The organism is Stenotrophomonas sp. JC08, from assembly GCF_052180205.1.
Lineage (GTDB): Bacteria > Pseudomonadota > Gammaproteobacteria > Xanthomonadales > Xanthomonadaceae > Stenotrophomonas.
Genome location: NZ_CP197473.1, coordinates 1696922 through 1718393 on the forward strand (window position 1 = coordinate 1696922; position 21472 = coordinate 1718393).

The 21472-nt window shown below is 64.5% G+C and carries 17 protein-coding genes; 2 read left to right on the top strand and 15 right to left on the bottom strand.

The window, feature by feature from the left end:
- Positions 1–119 precede the first annotated feature (119 nt).
- Both ACSBPQ_RS07770 and ACSBPQ_RS07775 read right to left on the bottom strand, forming a co-directional pair.
- Entirely contained in the window at positions 120–1247 is a 1128-nt protein-coding gene (locus ACSBPQ_RS07770; protein ID WP_442684435.1) for a fatty acid desaturase family protein, read from the bottom strand.
- A gap of 3 nt (positions 1248–1250) precedes the next feature.
- Positions 1251–2312 carry a ferredoxin reductase gene (locus tag ACSBPQ_RS07775; protein WP_442684436.1) on the bottom strand — a complete coding sequence of 354 codons (1062 nt, stop codon included), beginning with the start codon at positions 2310–2312 and terminating at the stop codon, positions 1251–1253.
- A 92-nt stretch (positions 2313–2404) separates the two neighbouring features.
- Here ACSBPQ_RS07775 and fabR point away from each other — a divergent pair, with 92 nt between their 5' ends.
- The gene (gene fabR / locus ACSBPQ_RS07780; RefSeq protein WP_442684437.1) at positions 2405–3067 is read left to right on the top strand and encodes an HTH-type transcriptional repressor FabR; all 663 of its coding nucleotides are present in this window, start codon (positions 2405–2407) and stop codon (positions 3065–3067) included.
- Between the two features lie 66 nt (positions 3068–3133).
- On the opposite strand, the gene ACSBPQ_RS07785 is transcribed toward fabR, so the two are convergent.
- The 13 genes from ACSBPQ_RS07785 to ACSBPQ_RS07845 form a co-directional block, all read right to left on the bottom strand.
- Positions 3134–4246: a DUF1615 domain-containing protein gene (locus tag ACSBPQ_RS07785; protein WP_442684438.1), complete on the bottom strand. Its 1113-nt coding sequence runs from the start codon at positions 4244–4246 to the stop codon at positions 3134–3136.
- Positions 4247–4498: 252 nt separating this feature from the next.
- The gene (gene gyrA / locus ACSBPQ_RS07790; protein WP_442684439.1) at positions 4499–7255 is read right to left on the bottom strand and encodes a DNA gyrase subunit A; all 2757 of its coding nucleotides are present in this window, start codon (positions 7253–7255) and stop codon (positions 4499–4501) included.
- Between the two features lie 278 nt (positions 7256–7533).
- A complete protein-coding gene (gene mtnA, locus ACSBPQ_RS07795; RefSeq protein WP_442684440.1) occupies positions 7534–8598 on the bottom strand; it encodes an S-methyl-5-thioribose-1-phosphate isomerase in 1065 nt (354 codons plus the stop codon).
- A gap of 34 nt (positions 8599–8632) precedes the next feature.
- The gene (locus ACSBPQ_RS07800; protein WP_442684546.1) at positions 8633–9322 is read right to left on the bottom strand and encodes a DUF3011 domain-containing protein; all 690 of its coding nucleotides are present in this window, start codon (positions 9320–9322) and stop codon (positions 8633–8635) included.
- A gap of 122 nt (positions 9323–9444) precedes the next feature.
- Positions 9445–10389 carry an EF-P lysine aminoacylase EpmA gene (gene epmA / locus ACSBPQ_RS07805; protein ID WP_442684441.1) on the bottom strand — a complete coding sequence of 315 codons (945 nt, stop codon included), beginning with the start codon at positions 10387–10389 and terminating at the stop codon, positions 9445–9447.
- Positions 10386–10868, bottom strand: coding sequence for a GNAT family N-acetyltransferase (locus ACSBPQ_RS07810; RefSeq protein WP_442684442.1), 483 nt, complete (start codon positions 10866–10868; stop codon positions 10386–10388). Before ACSBPQ_RS07810 ends, epmA begins: the two co-directional genes overlap by 4 nt.
- Positions 10865–13372, bottom strand: coding sequence for an NAD-dependent DNA ligase LigA (ligA, locus tag ACSBPQ_RS07815; RefSeq protein WP_442684443.1), 2508 nt, complete (start codon positions 13370–13372; stop codon positions 10865–10867). Before ligA ends, ACSBPQ_RS07810 begins: the two co-directional genes overlap by 4 nt.
- A gap of 133 nt (positions 13373–13505) precedes the next feature.
- Entirely contained in the window at positions 13506–14240 is a 735-nt protein-coding gene (gene zipA, locus ACSBPQ_RS07820) for a cell division protein ZipA (protein WP_442684444.1), read from the bottom strand.
- A 47-nt stretch (positions 14241–14287) separates the two neighbouring features.
- Entirely contained in the window at positions 14288–17791 is a 3504-nt protein-coding gene (gene smc, locus ACSBPQ_RS07825) for a chromosome segregation protein SMC (protein ID WP_442684445.1), read from the bottom strand.
- A 228-nt stretch (positions 17792–18019) separates the two neighbouring features.
- Entirely contained in the window at positions 18020–18469 is a 450-nt protein-coding gene (gene rplI / locus ACSBPQ_RS07830; RefSeq protein WP_442684446.1) for a 50S ribosomal protein L9, read from the bottom strand.
- Positions 18470–18632: 163 nt separating this feature from the next.
- A complete protein-coding gene (gene rpsR / locus ACSBPQ_RS07835; protein WP_002804494.1) occupies positions 18633–18863 on the bottom strand; it encodes a 30S ribosomal protein S18 in 231 nt (76 codons plus the stop codon).
- A gap of 11 nt (positions 18864–18874) precedes the next feature.
- The gene (rpsF, locus tag ACSBPQ_RS07840) at positions 18875–19309 is read right to left on the bottom strand and encodes a 30S ribosomal protein S6 (protein ID WP_442684447.1); all 435 of its coding nucleotides are present in this window, start codon (positions 19307–19309) and stop codon (positions 18875–18877) included.
- A 182-nt stretch (positions 19310–19491) separates the two neighbouring features.
- Entirely contained in the window at positions 19492–19830 is a 339-nt protein-coding gene (locus tag ACSBPQ_RS07845; RefSeq protein WP_442684448.1) for a HesB/IscA family protein, read from the bottom strand.
- Positions 19831–19980: 150 nt separating this feature from the next.
- On the opposite strand from ACSBPQ_RS07845, the gene asnS reads away from it, so the two are divergent.
- A complete protein-coding gene (asnS, locus tag ACSBPQ_RS07850; protein ID WP_442684449.1) occupies positions 19981–21375 on the top strand; it encodes an asparagine--tRNA ligase in 1395 nt (464 codons plus the stop codon).
- Positions 21376–21472: the final 97 nt, after the last annotated feature.

The window sequence follows — 21472 nt, forward strand, 5'->3', positions numbered from 1 at the left end:
TGCTCACTGCTCACTGCTCACCGGCTTCCACCCGGATCACGGCCACATTCACGCTGCATGCCTGGATTCACCCCGCATCCCAGTTCCTGTTGCGGCGCTATCGTGAGTGCGATGCCTTATCAGCCTGCATCGGGCTGTGCATCCAGCACCAGATCGCGCCGTTTTCCCGGTTTGCTGGGGAACGCATGCCGCAGGATCCGCCACATCACCTGGCCGAACTGGCGCGGCAGCGAGCCGGTGTTGTAATGCTGGCCGTAACGGGCACAGATGGCCCGCACTTCCACCGCAATCGCCGCATAGCGGTTGGCTGGAATGTCGGGATAGAAATGGTGTTCGATCTGATGGCTGAGGTTGCCGGTCATCACATCCATCCACCTGCCACCGGTCAGGTTGGATGAGCCGCGCAGTTGCCGCAGATACCAGTGGCCGCGGCTTTCGTTGCGGATGCAGTCCTTGGGGAACGTCTCGGCATCGGCGGTGAAATGGCCGCAGAAGATCACCACGTAGGTCCACACATTGCGGATCACGTTGGCGGCCAGGTTGCCCAGCAGCACAGACAGGAAGAACGGACCGGCCAACGCCGGAAACAGCACGTAATCCTTGAATACCTGCTGGCTCATCTTGCGACCGACCGGACGAGCCTGCTGCCACAGCTGCCTGAGTGTCATGCGCCCTTTCAACACACGGCCGATACGCAGGTCCTGGATGGCGATGCCCCATTCGAACACCAGCGCGAACACCACCGCCACCAATGGCTGGGTGAGAAACAGCGGATGCCAGCGCTGCTCCGGGAAGATGCGCAGCAGGCCATAACCGATGTCGTCATCCAGGCCACGCACGTTGGTATAGGTGTGATGGCGGAAATTGTGGGTCTTTCGCCAGTTTTCCGAGGTGCCGACGATGTCCCACTCATAGGTTTTGCCCTGCAGCGCCGGGTCGCCCATCCAGTCGTACTGACCGTGGATCACGTTGTGCGCGAGTTCCATGTTCTCCAGGATCTTGGACAGCGCCAGCAACAGCACGCCGGCAATCCACGCCGGTACCAGTACCGCATGCACGAAGGCACCGAGGAACAACAGTGCGCGACCCGCCACACCGGTCCAGCGCACCACGGCCACCACTTTGCGGATGTAGCGTGCGTCGCTGGTCCCAAGGCTGGCCAGCTGGCGGGCACGCAGCGCATCCAGTTCGTCGCCAAAAGCCTGCAGCTCGCTTGGCGACAGGACGCGGTTATGCACGGAAGACATCGGTTACAGCTCCAGGATCAGGTCGGTACTGGCGCTGTTGACGCACAGTTTCAGTGGGACGGAAGGTTCAGTGGCATGGACGCCGGTCAAGGTGCTGCGGGTGGCCCCTGCCAACTTGCCGCAGACACAGGTGTTGCAGATACCCATGCGGCAGGCGCTGGCGGGCCTGACGCCCTCGGCCTCCAGTGCTTCCAGCAGCGGAACACCGCGCGGCAGGGTCAGCGTGCGTCCGCTGCTGCGCAACTCCACCTGCACGTTGCCGGTTTCCAGTCCGGCCAGCACCGGGAGGCTGAAGGCCTCGCTCTGGATCGAGGCCACCTGCCCCTGCAGCCGCGCCTGCACGGCGGCGACAAATCCGGCCGGACCACAAGCCAGCACGCGGGCGCTGGACAGCGCGCCGATATCGCCGAATGACCAGTCCTGCACGCGATCGGCAGGTGCATGCGGGTCACGAGTCAATGCCAGCCGCAGGTTGAAAGACGGATGCCTGGCTGCCAATGCCTGCAATTCCTCGACAAAGCACAGTTCTTCCCGTCGCCGCGCCCAATAGACCAGATCGACCGCCGCCGGCATTCCGGCAATATCCAATTGTCGCAACAGGGCTCGCATCGGCGTGATGCCGCTGCCGGCAGCCAACAGCAGCAAGCGCTGATCGACAGAATCCGGAAGGGTCATGTCACCGAAGGCCTGCCCGAGCGGAAAAACCTCACCCACGGCTGCATTCAGCCCCAGATGCTGGCTGACCTTGCCACCGGGGATCATCTTCACCGTGACGGCCAGATGGCCGTTGGCCAGCGACGTGGGACTGTAGCTGCGGCTGAGCAGACGCCCGTCCACCTCCACGCCCAGAGTGATGTGCTGGCCGGCCTGCAGTCCGCCGAAATGGCGGTTGGGCTGCAGCTCCAGCGTCACCGCATCGCTACTGGCCGCAGTACGCGCGACCAGTCGTGCCAGCGGCCGCCGCAGGGTCCACAGCGGGTTCAGCCGGGTGAGCCAGAAATCGAAGAAACCTTCGTTCAACCAGGGGAGTGATGGCGGTGCCGTGTTGCGGTAGACAGCATTCATGGACGAACTATACGAGTGAGCGCACAGCTGTGTATACACCTGTATATAGGCAAGACCAGCTATGATTCAGCGACCCGGCCAAAACGAGCACGATGACTTCCCACGATCTGCCCCTGCCGACCGCTGATGATTCGCACAGCCCGCGCAAAGCTTCCATCTCGCGCGATGACCTGCTGGCTGCGGCGCTGTCGCTGATCGGACCCCATCGCAGCGTTTCCACCCTGAGCCTGCGCGAGGTTGCGCGCGAAGCCGGCATCGCCCCCAATTCGTTCTATCGGCAATTCCGCGATATGGACGAACTGACGGTGGCGCTGATCGACCTGGCTGGGCGCTCGCTGCGCACGATCATCGGCCAAGCCCGCCTGCGCGCGGCCGACAGCAACCGTGGTGTGATCCGGCTGTCGGTGGAAACCTTCATGGAGCAGCTGCGCGCCGATGACCGGCTGATGCACGTGCTGTTGCGTGAGGGAACGGCCGGTTCGGATGCGTTCAAGCAGGCGGTGGACCGCGAGCTGAACTACTTCGAGGATGAGCTGAAGGTGGACCTGGTACGGCTGGCCGCACTGGATGGTTCCAGCCTGCATGAGCCGGCCTTGGCCGCCAAGGCCATCACCCGCCTGATCTTCGCAATGGGTGGCACCGCCATGGACCTGCCTGCGGAAAAAGACCCGGAGCTGGTCGAGCAGATGAGCCAGATGATCCGCATGATCATCACCGGCGCACGCGCACTGGCGCGCCACCCGCCCAAGAGCTGACCCCTCCCCCGTTGCCCGCCGGACAGTTCCCCCGCCGCCCCAGAGGCAACGCCGCGATCCCGCACCTCAGCGTTGCAGGCACTGCCGGTAGCGCGCATTGACGCGGGTGGCGAACCACTCGGTGGTCAACTCGCGGGTGATCTTGGGGCTATCCAGGCGAATGCCGGGAATCAGCGCCCGTGGCAGTGACTTGCCGGCGCGGGCCTCGGCCAACGCGAACACCTTGGCGTGCAGTGCGCTGTCGCTGAACTGCAACTGGTCGCCCTGCTCCAGCGCCCGGCGGATCGCGCGCTCATCCATTCCCAGCTCCGGCATCAGGCGGCGCACCGCGCGCTCGGTCTGGCCGGGCTGGTCCAGTGGCGCACCGGGATTGAGCAGGTCGCCATCCAGCGCCAAGGTGCTGACGCTGGCGATCCCCACCGCATTCTGGAACGCGGCATTGCGACTGGCGTACCAGCCGGCGTTGTAGTCGGCAAAGCGATGCACTTTTTGCGTGTACGGCGTCTGATAGCCAAGCAGATGCTGGATGCCGAAATACAGCCCACCGCGCCGGCTGAACACCTCGTTGCGGATACTGTCGGACACCGGCCATGGATAGCCGCGCGCATGGCTTTCGGCGAACGGGATGCCCACCTGCATCGCGCCACCGGTCTGCACCGGGTTCTTGCCCGCGAACAGGCGTGAACCCAGCGGCACCCGGCCGATGATGTCCTCGTACAGCACGCTCAGCTCGCGCTCGGTACGCACCCGCGCCAGATGCTCGGCATAGCTGCGGCCATCGGCCGCCTTCACCTTCAAACCGGCATCGACCAGCAGCTTTGGAATATGCAGCGCTGCCGCGCGCCGGTCGATCTCGCGCCGTGCGATCTGCGGCAGGTTGGCTACCGCCGGATCGGCCTGATAGCCGGATTCCTGCTCGATCACCGCCAGCACCGCGCAGATGTTCTCGGGGTTGGGGGTGATCACCTGCGCAGCGAACGCGGCCTGGATATCGCTCGCCCACCCGCGCCGATCCACGACGTTTGCCGGAATGCGACGCGCGATATCTACCCGCACATCCACCGCTGCCGGTTCCGGCGGTTGACGCGGCACGCTGCTGCAGGCGGACAGCAGCGCCAGCCCGATCAATACCAACGTGCCACGGACGATACGCGGACGGGGTGTTTCCAGTTCGATCATGGACAGCAAGACATCCGGACTGCAATGGCGCACAGCGTATACCAGCATCAGGCACTGCACCGCCAAGCGCAGCGCGGTGGTGCAGACCTTCGGCCCCCTCGGCCGCACGGCCGATCCCGATGGCATGGTTGAACACCTGCTGCGGAAGATGGCAAGGGTGTCTGCGTGCTCTGGGCCGGCAGCTACGCGCGGATTGCAGGCACAAAAAACGCCGGCTTGCGCCGGCGTTTTTCTTTACCGGAAGCCTATCACTCAGGCTTCCGGGGTTGCCTCCGGCGTCGGGCCTTCAGCTGCCGTACCTTCAACCGGCGCAGCGTCAACCACCGCGGTATCGACGGCCTCGTCATCAAGGCTGTCATCACCGGCTTCCAGCGAGGCATCCAGGCGTTCGACGGCCTGCAGCTTCTCGCCCTTGGACAGGCGGATCAGGGTCACGCCCTGGGTGTTGCGGCCGACGCGCGAGATTTCCGAACCGCGGGTGCGCACCAGCGTGCCACCATCGGAAATCAGCAGAACCTCGTCGCTGTTGCCCACCAGCACCGCACTGACCAGCTTGCCGTTGCGCTCGCTGGTCTGGATGCCGATCACACCCTGGGTACCACGACCCTTGCGCGGATAATCGGCCAGCGGGGTGCGCTTGCCGTAGCCGTTCTCGGTGGCGGTAAGGATGTACTGCGCGCCAGTGTCGTCGGCACCGGTGTCGGCGTTCTCACCGTCTCCGATGGACACGCCCTCACCTGCCTGCTCCTCGACGCTGTTGTCGTCCTCGCTCTCGTCCTCGGCGCCACCAGCGCTTTCGGCCACGATCAGACTGACGACTTCCTCACCACTGGGCATCTTGATACCGCGCACACCGGTGGCGGTACGCCCCATCGAGCGGACCTTGTCCTCAGCAAAACGCACGGTCTTGCCGTTGGAGGCGAACAGCAGGATGTCGCGCTCGCCATCGGTCAGGCCGACACCGACCAGCGCATCCCCCTCATCGAGATTGATGGCGATCTTGCCGCGTGCCAGACGGAACGCGAACTCGCTCAGCGGGGTCTTCTTGACCGTGCCGTGGCGGGTGGCGAAGAACACGTACTGGTTCTCGTCGTACTCGCGCACCGGCAGCACCGCCTGTACACGCTCGCCGTTTTCCAGCGCGATCCAGTTGATGATCGGACGGCCGCGCGCATTGGAGCCGGCCTCCGGCAGCTGATACACCGGCAGCCAGAACACCTTGCCGCTGCTGGTGAAGGTCAGCAGCGTGTCATGGGTGTTGACCAGCCAGAGCTGCTCGATCGAGTCCTCGTCCTTGGTCGCCGCCGCACTGCGGCCACGACCACCACGCTTCTGCGCGCGGTAGGCCGACACCGGCTGGCGCTTGACATAGCCGGCACGCGACAGCGTCACCACCACATCTTCCGGCGCGATCAGGTCGAGGATGTCGAGATCTTCCTCGCTGTGACGGATCTCGGTGCGACGCGCGTCGCCATACTCGGCCCGCACGCTTTCCAGCTCTTCGCGGATGACCTGCAGCAGCACATCCGGGTTTTCCAGAATGCGGATCAGACCGGCGATGGTTTCCAGCAGCAGCTTGTACTCTTCAGTCAGCTTGTCCTGCTCCAGCCCGGTCAGGCGGTGCAGGCGCATCTCCAGGATCTGCGTGGCCTGCACGTCGGACAGCTGGTAGTTGCCGTTGACCAGACCCAGCCCCTTGGGCAGGTCTTCCGGACGCGAGGCTTCGGCGCCGGCGGCGCCCAGCAGCGCGCCCACCAGGCCCGGTGCCCACACCTTGGAGAGCATGCGCTCCTTGGCTTCGCCCGGATTGGCCGACGTCTTGATCAGCTCGATCATCTCGTCGATGTTGGCCAGCGCGACGGTCAGACCTTCCAGCACGTGCGCGCGTGCACGCGCCTTGCGCAGTTCGAAGATGGTACGACGGGTAACGACCTCGCGACGGTGGCGGACGAATGCCTCCAGCATCTGCTTGAGGTTCATCAACTTCGGGCGGCCATCGACCAGCGCCACCATGTTGATGCCGAACACCGACTCCATCTGGGTCTGCTGGTAGAGGTTGTTCAGGACAACTTCCGCCGACTCGCCGCGCTTGATCTCGATGTAGATGCGCATGCCGTCCTTGTCGGACTCGTCGCGCAGCTCGCTGATACCTTCGAGCTTCTTTTCCTTGACCAGCTCGGCGATCTTCTCGATCAGCCGCGCCTTGTTCACCTGGTACGGGATCTCGGTGACGATGATCGATTCGCGGCCGTTGTCGGCCACTTCGATATCCGCCTTGGCACGGATGCGCACGCGGCCACGGCCGGTGCGGTAACCGGCGATGATGCCAGCGGTGCCGTTGATGATGCCGGCGGTCGGGAAATCCGGACCCGGGATGTACTCCATCAAACCGTCGACATCGATGTCCGGATTGTCGATCAGCGCGATGCAGGCGTTGATCGACTCGGTCAGGTTGTGCGGCGGAATATTGGTCGCCATGCCCACGGCGATACCGGCCGAGCCGTTGACCAGCAGGTTCGGGAACCGGGTCGGCATGACCGTCGGCTCCAGTTCCTTCTCGTCATAGTTCGGCTGGAAATCGACGGTTTCCTTTTCGATATCGGCAATCAGCTCGTGCGTCAGGCGCGACATCCGGGCTTCGGTGTAGCGCATCGCCGCGGCGGAGTCGCCATCGACCGAGCCGAAGTTGCCCTGTCCGTCGACCAGCATGTAACGCAGCGAGAACGGCTGCGCCATGCGCACCAGCGTGTCATACACCGACTGGTCGCCATGCGGGTGGTACTTACCGATGACGTCACCGACGATACGCGCCGACTTGTAATAAGGCTTGTTGCTGTGCGCGCCCAGCTCGTTCATTGCGAACAGGACGCGGCGATGGACAGGCTTCAGGCCATCGCGGGCATCGGGGAGTGCGCGCCCCACAATCACGCTCATGGCGTAATCGAGGTAGCTCTTGCGCATCTCGTCTTCCAGGTTGACCTGGATGATTTCCTTGGCGTTTTCTGCCATTCGGGTTCCGTTTTCTGGTGGCGATCCCGTCCGGCGATGGGCCTGTGGCAGGCAACCATGCCGACATCTCGAATCAACCTTCGGATTCTATCACAAAGCGTGATTTTCCGCTGCCAGACGCAACACTTTTAACCGAGCAAATCAGGAACTTAGGTGCCGATGCCGGCAACTTGGGAGCATGCCACCACCCGGCCGGCAAACGTATGCCGGATGCAGGGCTGCCGCGCCCTGCCCCTTTCTCTGCGCAACGTCCCCAGACAGGTCGCCGGCGATACCGCTCAGGCGCCGAAAGCCGCCCGCATCGCAGCGGTATCCGGCTTCAGGATCACGCCGCGCTCGGTGACGATGGCGTCGATCAGCTCGCCCGGGGTGACATCGAACACCGGGTTCCACGCGGCGATGCCTTCGGCCACGGTGCGCACGCCACCGACGCCGAACAGCTCACCCGGATCACGCTGCTCGATCTCGATCGCATCACCGTGTGCAGTATCCATGTCCACTGTCGACGAAGGCGCCACCACCATGAACCTGACCCCGTGGTGGCGGGCGGCAATGGCCAGCTGGTAGGTGCCGATCTTGTTGGCGGTGTCGCCATTGGCGCAGATGCGGTCGGCACCGACGATCACCCACTGCACCGCACCGGTCTTCATCAGGTGTGCGGCGGCCGAATCGGCAATGAGCGTCGCATCGATACCATCCTGCTGCAGCTCCCATACGGTCAATCGCGCGCCCTGCAGCCATGGCCGGGTCTCACCGGCGAACACGCGTGCGATGCGCTGCTGCGCTACACCGGCGCGGATCACGCCCAACGCGGTGCCGAAACCTGCCGTGGCCAGCGAACCGGTATTGCAATGGGTCAGCACACCGCTGCCCGGGGCGATCAGGCCAGCTCCCAACGCACCCATGTGGCGGTTGGCGGCCAGGTCCTCATCGGCGATGGCCTGCGCTTCGCGTGCCAGCACCAGCTTCCAGTCACTGCCTGCGCAGCCAAGCACGCCCCGCATGCGCGCCAGTGCCCAGGCCAGATTCACCGCCGTCGGGCGCGACGCGTTCAGACGTTCCAGCGCCGGCTCAAGCAGTTGCAACGCCTGCGAACCATCGGCCGCCTGCACCTCGCGCGAAGCCAGCACCACGCCCCATGCCGCGGCAATACCGATCGCCGGCGCACCGCGCACCGTCAACGCATGGATCGCTTCGGCAACGGCGTCGCTGTCATGGCACTGCATATGCTCGACCACGAATGGCAGCTTGCGCTGATCCAGCAATTCAAGCGCCTCCCCGGTCCAGCGGATGGGGCGGATATGGTCGTAACGGGCGTAGTCGATGGTCGTGGAATCGTTCATCGCGCCATTGTAGTCATCGCTAACAGCAGCGTGTTCAGTCGACCGAGAATTGAGCGCGACAACCATCATCCACCCAGACACCGGTGCGATCCCATCCCCAGCTGGTTCCCTCCTCGCAGGGCGCGGACGACAGCTGTTTCACCAACGTCACCCGGCGCTCGACGGTGACCCCGCATTCACGCCGCAGACGCTCTTTCGACTCGCAGGTGACCTGGCGCGGCGCATCCACGAAACCGGAACCATCTTCTGCGGCGACCTCGAACTGGCCCTTGCAGCCACGGCTCACCCAGACCTCGTTGCGGCCATAGCCCCAGGTGCGCCCCTCCTTGCACGGCAGTGCCGACTGCTGGCGCAACAGGCGCACCGCGGCGCCACGCAGCAACACCGGACAGCGCTCGGTACGACCGCGGGATTCACAGCGCACGACACGGCGCGTCACCTTGCGTGAAACGGGCGGATGCAGAAGCGCAAAATCCGCGCGGCAACCGCGGTCGACCCAGATGCCATCGTCATCGGTACCCCAACCCTCCTCACGGATACAGGCGTGGTCGGACAACTGCCGCACCAGTTGCACTCCGCGGGCGACATCCATCGGGCAGTGCACCCGGCGCGACTCCTCCGATTCGCAACGCACCACCGCACTGGGCTCGGCCGCCGGCGCGTTCACCTGAGCCACCGCCAGAACCGGCACTCCCCACAGAAACAGCGCACAAACCTTTTTCATCCGATGCATCACTCCCGACATCCGATGGAACCCGCTGTCACACACTGCACGTACAGGCGTGATCGAAGCATCATCATCGGCATCCGGCGTGCTGCAATCCATGACCGGATGTGTCGCTTCGCTCAGGCATGCGCGAAATCGAACGCCAGCACATCGGCAATACGAGCCGTGCCCTCCAGTGCCATCAGCAGGCGATCCACCCCGACGGCCACACCGGCACAGGCCGGCATCGTCGGCAAGGCGGCAAGAAAATGTTCATCAAAGGGCGGCAAGGCCGCGCCGCGCGCCAGACGCACGGCCAGGTCACGCTCAAAGCGCTGACGCTGTTCAATCGCGTCGCCCAGCTCGTGATAGCCGTTGGCCAGCTCCACCGGCCCCAGATACAGCTCGTAGCGCTCGGCCACTGGCGGCTCGCCCGGGCGGATGATCGCCAGTGCCGCCTGCGTGGCCGGCCAGTCATGGATCACGGTGATGCAATCAACCGGAAACAGCGGCTGGATGCGATGGCTCATCAGCAGGTCCAGCCAGTCGTCACGGTTCAGCCCAGCCGGATCGATGGCAACCTCGCCCAGCCCGGCGCGCAACTGCGTCTCGTCGGCCAGGAACGGGTCCAGCCCCAGCGTCTGCAGGAACAGCTCGCGATAGGTGAGGATGCGCACCGTGGCCTGACGCCCCCGCTGCGCCAACGCGGCCTGTACCAACTCGATGGTTTCATCGATCAGGCGATGGTGATTCCAGCCGACCCGATACCACTCGAGCATGGTGAATTCCGGGTTGTGGCGCCCACCGGCTTCACCATTGCGGAACACCCTGCCCAGCTCATAGCAGTCACCGATACCGGCGGCGAGCAGCCGCTTGAGCGGATACTCCGGCGATGTGCGCAGCCAGCGCAGCGGCGAGCCGGCATCGACATGGCCACTGAAGCGGGTCTGGAAGCCGTCGATATTCGGCTCGGTATTGCCGGCCGCGGACATGATCGGCGTTTCCACTTCCAGCACGTCGCGCCGGGCGAAGAAGTCGCGGACCAATGCGTTCAGGGCGGCACGCTTGCGCAGCATCGTGATCATGGGTGCAGACCCGGCGCGCTGTCGCCCAGGGAAAGCGTCAGGATGTCGCGCGCATCGTCGCGGTAGCCCGCCGACAGATACAGCTTCTTGGCCCGCGCATTGTGGTGGTTCACCTCCAGGCGGATCACCGCGGCGCCCTGCGCAGCAGCCCAGTCACGCGCGAGATCCAGCGCCCTGCGGCCCCAGCCCCGGCCGCGCGCCGCCGGTGTGAGGTACAGCTCGTCCAGCAGCACGAAGCGCCCGCCCTGCTCCACGCTGAAACACCAGCCCAGGGTGATGTAACCGGCCTCGGCAACGTCATCACTGGACAGCAGCAACACCGCGCCATGACGGGCGTTTTCAAGCAGCGAGCGCAAGCCCGGTTCGACCAGCCCCGGCTGGTACAGGATTTCATCCTCGACATAGAAATCGCGGACCATCCTGATGATGCGGGGGAAGTCGTCGGATGCAGCGATACGCGCCTTCAATGGATTGCTCATGCGTTTTCCCCGTTGTCAGCCAGGAAGGCGAGCAGGCGTGCCTCGTCCCACACTTCCACGCCCAGTTCGTTGGCCTTGTCCAGCTTGGAGCCGGCCTCGGTGCCAGCCACGACAAAACTGGTTTTCTTCGAGACGCTGCCGGCGACTTTGGCCCCCAGCGCTTCCAGCCGGGCCTTGGCGTCATCGCGGCTCATCTGCGCCAGAGTGCCGGTCAGCACCACGGTCTTGCCTTCGAGCACGCCATCACTGTGCTGGCCTGCTTCCGGTGTACGTGCCAGCAGTTCGTCCAGCGCCTTGCCGGCCGCCGACAGCAACGCCGCGTTCGCATCCACGTCCAGCCACGCCACCAGCGCATTGGCGGTTTCCGCCGGCAGGCCGGCAGTGACGAAGTTGTGCGCACTTTCGTCGCGGATGGTCTCGACCGAGGCAAACGCCTGCGCCAGTTGCCTGGCCCGCACCGGCGTGACCTTGGGAATTTCCAGATCCGACAGCAGGTTGGCCAGCGTCAACTCCGCCCGCAACTTTGCACTCGGGGCATGCGCGTCGGTGATCTGCACACCGCGCGCGAGCAGGTCGTCAATCGCCTGCTGGTTGCCCGGCTGCGCCATGAAATGGCCGATCGAGCGCGCCACTTCACCACCGATATCCGGCACCCGCTTGAACATCGGCCACGGCAGATGGCGAATCAGCTCCAGGTCACCGAACCACAGCGAGAGCGCCTTGGCGGTGCTCTCGCCGACATGCTGGATGCCCAGCGCGAACAGCAGCCGCTCCAGCGTGGTACGACGACTGGCCTGCAGGGCAGCGATCAGGTTGTCGGCCCAACGGGTGGCGATCTTTTTCGTATTCCACTGGAAACGGGCCGGCAGCGACAGTACCTGAGCACGCCAACCGCTATCACCCGCATCCAGCCGGAGAATGTAATTGAGCGTGTCACCGCTGCCTTCGGGCTGCAGATGCTGGCCCAGTTGTGCGGCCAGCGCCTGCGGTGAATCGGTATCCAGCGCCAGCTTCAGCAACAGCAGCTGGTCACGGTCCAGTGCATACAGGTCGGCCACACCGCGCACGATGCCGGCATCGACCAGTGTCTCGATGTACTTGTCGCCCAGGCCATCGATATCCATCGCCTTGCGCGATGCGAAATGGACGATGGCCTCCTTGCGTTGCGCCGGGCAGCTCAGCTCGCCCGAACAGCGCCATACCGCCTCGCCCTCCTCGCGCACGATCTCCGCGCCGCAGACCGGACAGGCGGCAGGCATCTTCCACGGCGTCGTGCCATCAGGTCGACGATCGGGAATGACGCTGACCACTTCCGGAATCACATCCCCGGCGCGACGCACGATCACCGCATCGCCCACGCGCACGTCCAGCCGCGCGATCTGGTCGGCGTTGTGCAGCGTGGCATTGGTCACCACCACGCCGGCGACATGCACCGGTTTCAGTCGTGCAACGGGCGTGGCGGCACCGGTACGGCCGATCTGGATCTCGATCGCCTCGACCGTGGTGGTCTGCTCCTGCGCAGGGAATTTGTGGGCGATGGCCCAGCGCGGCGCACGCGCGACGAAGCCCATCGCCTGCTGGCCCTCGCGGTCGTCGAGTTTGTAGACCACGCCATCGATGTCGAAAGCCAGACCATCGCGACGTTCACCGATATCGCGGTAGTAGCCGAGCAGACCATCGACGCCTGCAACCACCTGGCACAGCTCGCTGACCGGGAATCCCCAGTGCGCCAGCTGCGCCAGCGTGGCCGAGTGCGTGGCCGGCAACTGGCCGCCCTGCACCTCGCCCAGACCATAGGCATAGAAACTCAACGGACGCTGCGCGCTGACCTTCGAATCGAGCTGGCGCAGCGAGCCGGCCGCGCCATTACGCGGGTTGGCCAGCACCTTGCCGCCATGCAGACGTGCCTGCTCGTTGTAGCGCTCGAAATCGGCACGCGGCATGTATACCTCGCCGCGCACCTCCAGCACCTGCGGCCAGCCCTCGCCGTCCAGCTGCTGCGGGATCACCTTGATCTGCCGCAGATTGGCGGTCACATCCTCGCCGGTGGCGCCATCGCCACGGGTGGCGCCCTGCACGAATACGCCATTCTCGTAGCGCAGGCTGATCGCCAGGCCGTCGAATTTCGGCTCGACCGCGAAAACCGGATCGTGCCGACCCAACACTTCCTCAATTCGGCGCACAAAATCGCGCACTTCCTTGTCGGGATCCTCGCCGGGTTTCGGCACCGGATTGGTGAAGGCGTTGCCCAGTGACAGCATCGGCACCGCATGCACCACCTCGGCAAAGCGCGAGGACGGCTTGCCGCCAATCTGGTGACTGGGCGACTGTTCGTCATCCAGCTCCGGATGCGCCGCTTCCAGCGCTTCCAGCTCGCGCATCAGCCGGTCGTAATCGGCATCAGGGATGAGCTGTTCGTCGTTCTCGTGATAGGCGTGCGATGCCAGGCGGAGCTGCTCGCGCAGCGCGGCAATGCGCTGCCGGGCGGAGGTATCTGTGGTCATGCGCCGATTTTAGCGCCTTCGCGGCGCCAAGCCGTGGTTGACCTGGCCCCCGCCAGCAAGGGTAAAGCCGCAGGTGTTCGTCCAAAAACAAAGCCCCGCGAACGGGGCTTTGCAGATCTCGTCGATGCGACCTTTACCAGCGCGGTGCCTTGGTCAGTGGCGGCGCCTGATGCTGGCGGTCGTAGGCGCGCAATTCGTCGCGGATATGCGCGATGCGCTGGCGGCCGAGTGCGTTGCGGCTGTCATCCAGCACCACACCGTCCAGCAGCTCGGCCATGCGCTGCACCGTGGGCAGCATCTTCTCCCAGCCATCGAGCGCGGTCATCGGCGCCGGCAGGGTCAGGAAGAAGGCGATCGCCGGCGTCTCCATCTCACGGATGTTGGTCATGTCGAAGCTGCCGGGCTTCATGATGCTGGCCATGCTGAACACCGGACCGCGCTCGGGATGGGCATCGAGCAGCCGGTGGAAGACATTCATGTAACCGAACACCAGTCCGGTTTTCTCGGCGGCGACCACGATGTCCTCGCCACGCAGCACCTCGCCGGCGCGCGCGGCGACATACAGCGAGACGATCTTGTCGAAATCCTGGCTGGGGCGCTTGCCCAGATCACTGCCTGATGGAGAAGGCTCCGCGTCTGGCAGGCCCAGCTCGGGCTGGGAAACAGCAGTATCAGACTCGGTTTCAGCAGCGGCCGTATCGGTTCCTGGCTCTCCCAGTACCGGTTCACGGCGCGGGCGCTCGGCCTCCGGCGGTTCCCTGCGCTTGCCCTGTGGCGTCTTTGCCGGACGCCCGAACAGGAAGATCGCTGCAACCAGCAGCAGGCCGGCAACCAGGATGCCGATGCGCAGAAGTGCCATGTCGGACATTCGATGCGTTCTCCGGGGAGTTGTTCAGTCAGGTAAAGAATGGCACGTCAGGCCGCACCGGCCAAACGTGCGGCCTCTTCCAGATCCACACTGACCAGGCGGCTGACGCCCGGCTCGCGCATGGTCACGCCGGAAAGCTGGTGCGCCGCTTCCATCGTCGCCTTGTTGTGGCTGACGAACAGGAACTGCACCTTCTCGCTCATTTCCCTGACCATGCTGGCCAGGCGGCCGACGTTGGCTTCGTCCAGCGGTGCATCGACCTCGTCGAGCAGGCAGAACGGTGCCGGGTTGAGCTGGAAGATCGCAAACACCAGCGCCACCGCGGTCATCGCCTTCTCGCCACCGGACAGCAGCGAGATGCTGGACACGCGCTTGCCCGGCGGCCGCGCCATGATGGTCACGCCGGTGTCGAGCAGGTCTTCACCAGTCAGCTCCAGATAGGCATGGCCGCCACCGAACAGGCGCGGATACAGCGCCTGCACGCCCGAATTGACGCGGTCGAAGGTGTCCTTGAAGCGGCCACGGGTTTCACGGTCGATCTTGCGGATCGCATCTTCCAGCGTTTCCAGCGCGGTGGTCAGGTCCACGTTCTGCGCATCCAGGTATTCCGAACGCTGCGAGGCTTCACCGTATTCCTGGATCGCGGCCAGGTTGACTGGTTCCAGCCGCCGCATGCGCGCATCGATCTGGTGCACCGTCTGTTCCCATTCGGAGAGCTTGGCCCCATCCGGCAAGGTGTTGATCACGTCCTGCAGTACGAAGCCGGCCTTCTCCACGGCAGCGGCCAACTGGTCGGCATTGAGCACCAGCGCCTGTTGGTCCAGCTTGCGCTGGGAGATCCGCTCGCGCTGCGCCAACGCCTGCTCATCGCGCTGGTGGCGGGTCTGCTCCAGCCCCCGCAGCTCGGCATCGATGCCTTCCAGCTGCGCGCGCGCCTCGGTCAGCACACGGTCCACATGCACCCGCTGTTCAAGGGCAGCCTGATGCTCGGCCTGCAATGCCAGAACCGGTGAATCGCCCTCATCCAGCTGCAAGTGCAGTTCACCCAGACGCGAGTCCAGTTGGCCGCGCTGATTGGACATGCGTTCCAGTGCATGACTCAGCGAGGTTACCTGTGCCCGCTGCGATTCCAGCGTCAAGGCCAGCGCATGCATGGCCTCGCGCACGCTCCGTGCGGCATCGCGTGACAGGTCGCGCGCCTCGGTCAGCTGCCGGCGTTCGCTCTCCAGTGCATGGCGGCCACTTTCAAGATCGCCCATGCTTACAACGGCATCCTCCAGCCGTACCCGCGCCTCGCTGGCCTGATCGCGGCTGCTGTCGAGGGTTTCCAGCAATTGCGACAGTTCCCCCTCGATGCGCCCGATGCGGGTGCGCGCCGACTCCAACCGGCCCTGCTGGCTCTGCAGCCGGCCGGCCAGCTCGGAAACACTGCGGTGGGTTTGGTGCAGCGTCCGCTGCGCTTCTTCACGCTGCTGTTCTGCCGTCAAGGCCTGCTCGCGGAAACCGGACAACAGCTGCTCAAGCGCCGCCTCGCGCTCCTGCAGGACTTCAATCTGCTCACGCAGGGCGACGATCTCGCGCTCGCGCATCAGCGCGCCCTGTTTGGCCGCACCCGAACGGGAAACCCGCACCCAGCCCTCGCCCAGCCGCTCCCCACCGCGGGTGATGATCGAATCCCCGTCAGCCAGCTCGCGCTGCAGGCGGTTGGCGTGAGCCAGATCATCGGCACCATGCAGCCGCGCCAGCAAGCGGCGGATCGCCAGTGGTCCTCTGACTTTTGCAGCAAGCGAGGTCGGCGCGAAGTCGGCCGTGCCATCAACCCCGGAAACCAGCGCGATGCGGCCTTCACCCAGTTCACCCAGCGCATCGACCAGCGCTTCGGGGGCATCCACCAGCACGCCTTCGATGAGCTGGCCCAGCGCGCTTTCCACGGCATTCTCCCAGCCGCTTTCCACGGTGATGCGCTCGCCGACGCGAGCCGCCGAATCGAGCCCGCGTGCCTTCAACCAGGCCACCGCCGCCCCCTGCTCCTGGCCCAGCGCGGCCTGCTGCAGGGTTTCCAACGAGGACAGTCGACCACGCGCGCCCTGCGCCTGCTTGCGTACCTCGGCCAACTCGGCCTGGCTGTCGCGCTGCTGCTCCTGCAGGACGGCAACGGTTTCCCGGCGCACCTCCACCTGCTCGTTCAATCCGTCCAGCGCGGCCTTCTGCGTTTCATGTTCCAGCTCGAGCTGCTCGAAGGCTTCGCTCAGGGATTCCAGGTCCAACCCGGCACGTTCGGCAAGCAGCGCCTCACGGCGGCGCTCGGCCTCCAGGATCTGCCGGTCCAGGTAATCCACACGGGTGCGTTCGACCTCGCCCGAACGGGTCGCCTCGGACGTGCTGCGATTGTGGGTTTCCCAGCGCTGCTGCCAGTCGGCAAGCTTGGCCTCGGCTTCGCGCAGCGCCTCCTGACGGAACTCGTTGTCCTCCTGCAGCTGCTCCAGTTGCGGCTCGGCGTTGTCGAGCGCCTCACGCAGCACCATCAGCCTGGCTTCGTCGCCACTGATGTGCTGCCCTAGTTCGGCCAATGCCTGCTGCGTCTCGTCACGCGCCTTGTGCAACCGCTGCGACATCTCCCGCTGGTGCTGGATCTGCTGCTCCAGCCGTGCCAGCGTGCTGCCCACCTGGTAGACCGCCGCCTGCGCTTCAGCCAACGCATCCGCCGCCTCTTCGCGGCGCAGTCGTCCGGTCTCGATCCGTGCCTCGGCTTCGCGCTGCTCGGCGATCAGCTGCTGCAGCCGGGTCTCCTCACGTGACAATGCCTCGCGCAGCCCACCCAGGCGGCCGTCCAGCCCCCGGTATTCCAGCGCCTTCCACTCGGCATCCTTGACCCGACGCTCTTCCTGCAACGCCTGATACTGTTCGGCCTGCCGGGCCTGGCGTTTCAGGTGTTCCAGCTGTTTGCCGATCTCCTCGCGCAGGTCGCTGAGGCGCTCAAGGTTCTCGCGTGTATGGCGGATGCGGGTTTCGGTTTCCTTGCGGCGCTCCTTGTACTTGGAGATGCCGGCCGCCTCCTCGAGAAACACGCGCAGGTCTTCCGGGCGCGCCTCGATGATCTTGCTGATCATGCCCTGCTCGATGATCGAGTAGCTGCGCGGCCCCAGCCCGGTGCCCAGGAACAGGTCGGTGATATCACGGCGGCGGCAGCGCGTGCCATTGAGGTAGTAGTTGCTGCTGCCATCGCGGCTGACCGTGCGTTTGACCGAGATCTCGTTGAACGAGGCGTACTCCCCGGAAATCGTATGGTCGCTGTTGTCGAAGATCAGCTCGACCGTGGCCTGCGATACGGGTTTGCGTCCGGCCGACCCGGAAAAGATTACGTCGGTCAGCGAGTCGCCACGCAGGCGGCTGGCCGAACTTTCGCCCATCACCCAGCGCACCGCGTCGATGATGTTGGACTTGCCGCAGCCGTTGGGCCCCACCACGCCGGTCATGTTGGTCGGCAGATGCAGGGTTGTCGGATCGACAAACGACTTGAAACCGGAAAGCTTGATCGTGGATAGACGCATGGAGTCAGTCTGTTTCCTGGCGCCGGAAGCCGCAGGCCAACGCCGCGGGGAAGATTCCGGAAGGTATCTTTTCCGCCCTCAAGTCGTTGATATATCGGAAATTCAACGCCACGAGTACGGCACTGGGGACTGAGTATAACGACACCGCATAGCGCTGGTGCCGGCCCCGCCTGAAAAAGAAACGGGCGCCTTTCGGCGCCCGGTTCCCTTACATATATGCAGCGCGGATCAGGCGTCGGCTTCGACGATGACCTTGACGGTGGCTTCCACGTCGGCGTGCAGCTTGACTACCACGTCGTACTCGCCCACCGAGCGGAATGCACCTTCGCCCAGGATCACTTCGCTCTTGCTCAGCTCCAGGCCGGCAGCGGTGAACGCTTCGGCGATGTCGCGCGGGCCAACCGAACCATACAGCTTGCCTTCGGCCGAAGCGTGCGCACCGATGGTGACGCTGGCGCCTTCGAACTTGGCAGCGCGGCCTTCGGCGCCGTCATGGGCGGCCTTGGCCTTGGCTTCGTACTCGGCGCGCTTGGCCTCGAACTCGGCGATGTTGCCCTCGGTGGCCGGCACGGCCTTGCCCTGCGGCACGAGGAAGTTGCGGCCATAACCCGGCTTCACGTCGACCAGATCGCCCAGGCCGCCAAGGTTGACCACTTTCTGCAGAAGAATCAGCTTCATGTTGTTGCTCCGTTATTCGTTAGCGACACCGTCAGGTGCCGCAACGCTTGCTGTCCGAATGGACGGGTGGGAGGCAAGGAGTGAGTGGAGAGGAGCGAGGAGTGAGGGACAACACCTCTCACTCCCCACTTCCGCGGCGCGTGGCCGCCACTCACTTCTGTCCTCAGACGTCGTGGTTGTCCGTGTACGGGATCAGGGCCAGGAAACGGGCGCGCTTGACGGCCGTTGCCAGCTGACGCTGGTACTTGGACTTGGTGCCGGTGACGCGGCTCGGCACGATCTTGCCGTTCTCGGTCAGGTACTGGCGCAGGGTGTTGAGATCCTTGTAGTCGATCTCCTTCACACCTTCAGCCGTGAACTTGCAGAACTTGCGGCGACGGAAGAACTTGGACATGGGTGTGCTCCTTATTCAGCAGAAGCGGCGGCTTCGTCGCCGGCTTCGTCATTGGTGGAAGTGGCACCTTCTTCGTCGTCACGACGACGGCGCTCGCCACGCTCGGGCTTGTCACCCTTCTCGTCCTTGCTCTTCATGATCAGCGACTGCTCGGTGTCGGCCTCGTCACGCTTGATGACCAGGTTGCGCAGCACGGCGTCGTTGAAGCGGAAGCTTTCGGTCAGTTCGTTCAGCACCGACTGGTCGGCTTCGATGTTCATCAGAACATAGTGGGCCTTGACCAGGTTCTGGATCGGGTAAGCCAGCTGGCGGCGGCCCCAGTCTTCCAGACGGTGGATGGTGCCGTTGCCATTTTCGACCAGCGCCTTGTAGCGCTCGATCATGGCCGGGACCTGTTCGCTCTGGTCGGGATGGACCAGGAACACGACTTCGTAATGACGACTCATGTTTTTCTACCTTTCGGATGTGGCCCTTGCGGGCCGGACAGCCCCCCGCCGTGGTATGCGGTGGAGCAAGAACCCTGGGCCGGATGGCGCAGGAAGCCGCGAATTATGGCAGCGCGAGCGCCAATCCGCAAGAAACTGGAAAATGGACGGGGAGTCCGGACGCCCGGGCCGCTGCGGCCGCGTCAGGCCTTGTCCGCGTCGGTGGTGAAACTCTCGCCGCAGCCGCATTCAGCGGCGGCATTGGGATTTTTGAAGGTAAACGTCTCGCTCAGGCCCTGCTTGCCGAAGTCGATCTCCGTGCCATCCACCAGCGCCAAGCTGGCGGCATCGACATAGATATGGACACCATCCTGTTCGAACACAGTGTCATCGTCGCGTCGTTCCCGGGCCAGGTCGGTCATGTGCCCCCATCCCGAACAGCCGGTGCGGGTCACACCGAAACGCAGTCCCAGAGCTCCCGGGGTGGAGGCGACGAAGCGCTGCACGCGGGAATGGGCGACAGGGGTCAGGCGGACAGTCATGATGGGCAACTCCAGCAGAATCACGTATCCATTATAGGTATGGGCGGCGTGACCGGACCGCAAGCGGCGGACAAATGCCTCGCCTGTCTGCGGCAGTCCCGCTAAAATCCCCTATTCACAGGTCGATTCGATCAACAGAGGATTCAAGTCATGACGGTGGTCAGCGTTGCACACGCCCTTGCCGGGAAGTTCCCGGAAGGCGGAGAAGTCACGGTTCGCGGATGGGTGCGTACAGTGCGCGGCTCGGCGGGCCTGGCCTTCGTCAACGTCAGCGACGGCTCGTGCTTTGCACCGATCCAGGTCGTCGCCACCGACGTGCTGGGGAACTTCGAGGAAATCAAGAAGCTGACCCCCGGCTGCTCGGTGATCGCCACCGGCAAACTGGTCCGATCGCAGGGCAAGGGCCAGAGTTTCGAGATCCAGGGTGAGAACGTGGAAATCGTCGGCTGGGTCGAAGACCCGCTGACCTACCCGATCCAGCCCAAGCCGATGTCGCCGGAGTACCTGCGCGAAGTGGCGCACCTGCGCCCGCGCACCAACCTGTTCGGCGCAGTCACCCGCATTCGCGACTGCCTGTCCAAGGCCGTGCACCGTTATTTCCACGAGAACGGCTTCTACTGGATCAGCACGCCGATCATCACCACCTCCGACGCCGAAGGCGCCGGGCAGATGTTCCGCGTCTCCACGCTGGACAGCGCCAACCTGCCGCGCACCGGCAACGGTGAGGTCGATTTCAGCCGCGACTTCTTCGGCAAGGAAACCTTCCTGACCGTGTCCGGCCAGCTCAACGTCGAGGCCTATGCGCTGGCGCTGAGCAAGGTCTACACCTTCGGCCCGACCTTCCGCGCCGAGAACAGCCATACCACCCGCCATCTGGCCGAATTCTGGATGGTGGAGCCGGAAATCGCCTTCGCCGACCTGGCCGAGAACGCGCGCGTAGCCGAAGAGTTCCTCAAGTACCTGTTCCGTGCGGTGCTCGACGAGCGTGCCGACGACATGGCCTTCATCGCCGAGCGCGTGCAGAAGGACGCCATCACCCGCCTGGAAGCCTTCGTCAACGCTCCGTTCGAGCGCATCGAGTACACCGACGCGATCAGCCTGCTGCAAAAGTCCGGCAAGAAGTTCGACTACCCGGTCGAATGGGGCCTGGACCTGCAGACCGAGCATGAGCGCTGGTTGACCGAAGAGCACGTCGGCCGCCCGGTGGTGGTCACCAATTATCCCGAGCACTTCAAGGCGTTCTATATGCGCCTGAACGATGACGGCAAGACCGTCGCGGCGATGGACGTGCTGGCCCCGGGCATCGGCGAGATCATCGGCGGCAGCCAGCGCGAAGAGCGCCTGAACGTGCTGGACGCGCGCATGGCGCAGTTCGGCTTGGATCCGGAGCACTACCAGTGGTATCGCGACTTCCGCCGTTATGGTTCGGTGCCGCACGCCGGCTTCGGTCTGGGTTTCGAGCGGCTGGTGGTCTACGTCTGCGGACTGTCCAACATCCGCGACGCCATTCCCTATCCGCGCGCACCGGGTTCGGCGGAATTCTGACAGCAAGGAACGAGTGATGAGGAACGGAAAACGGGTAAAAGCCGAAACAGTGCGCAAGCAGGCATTGCTCTTTCTGTCCGTTCCTTCCCATTCGTTC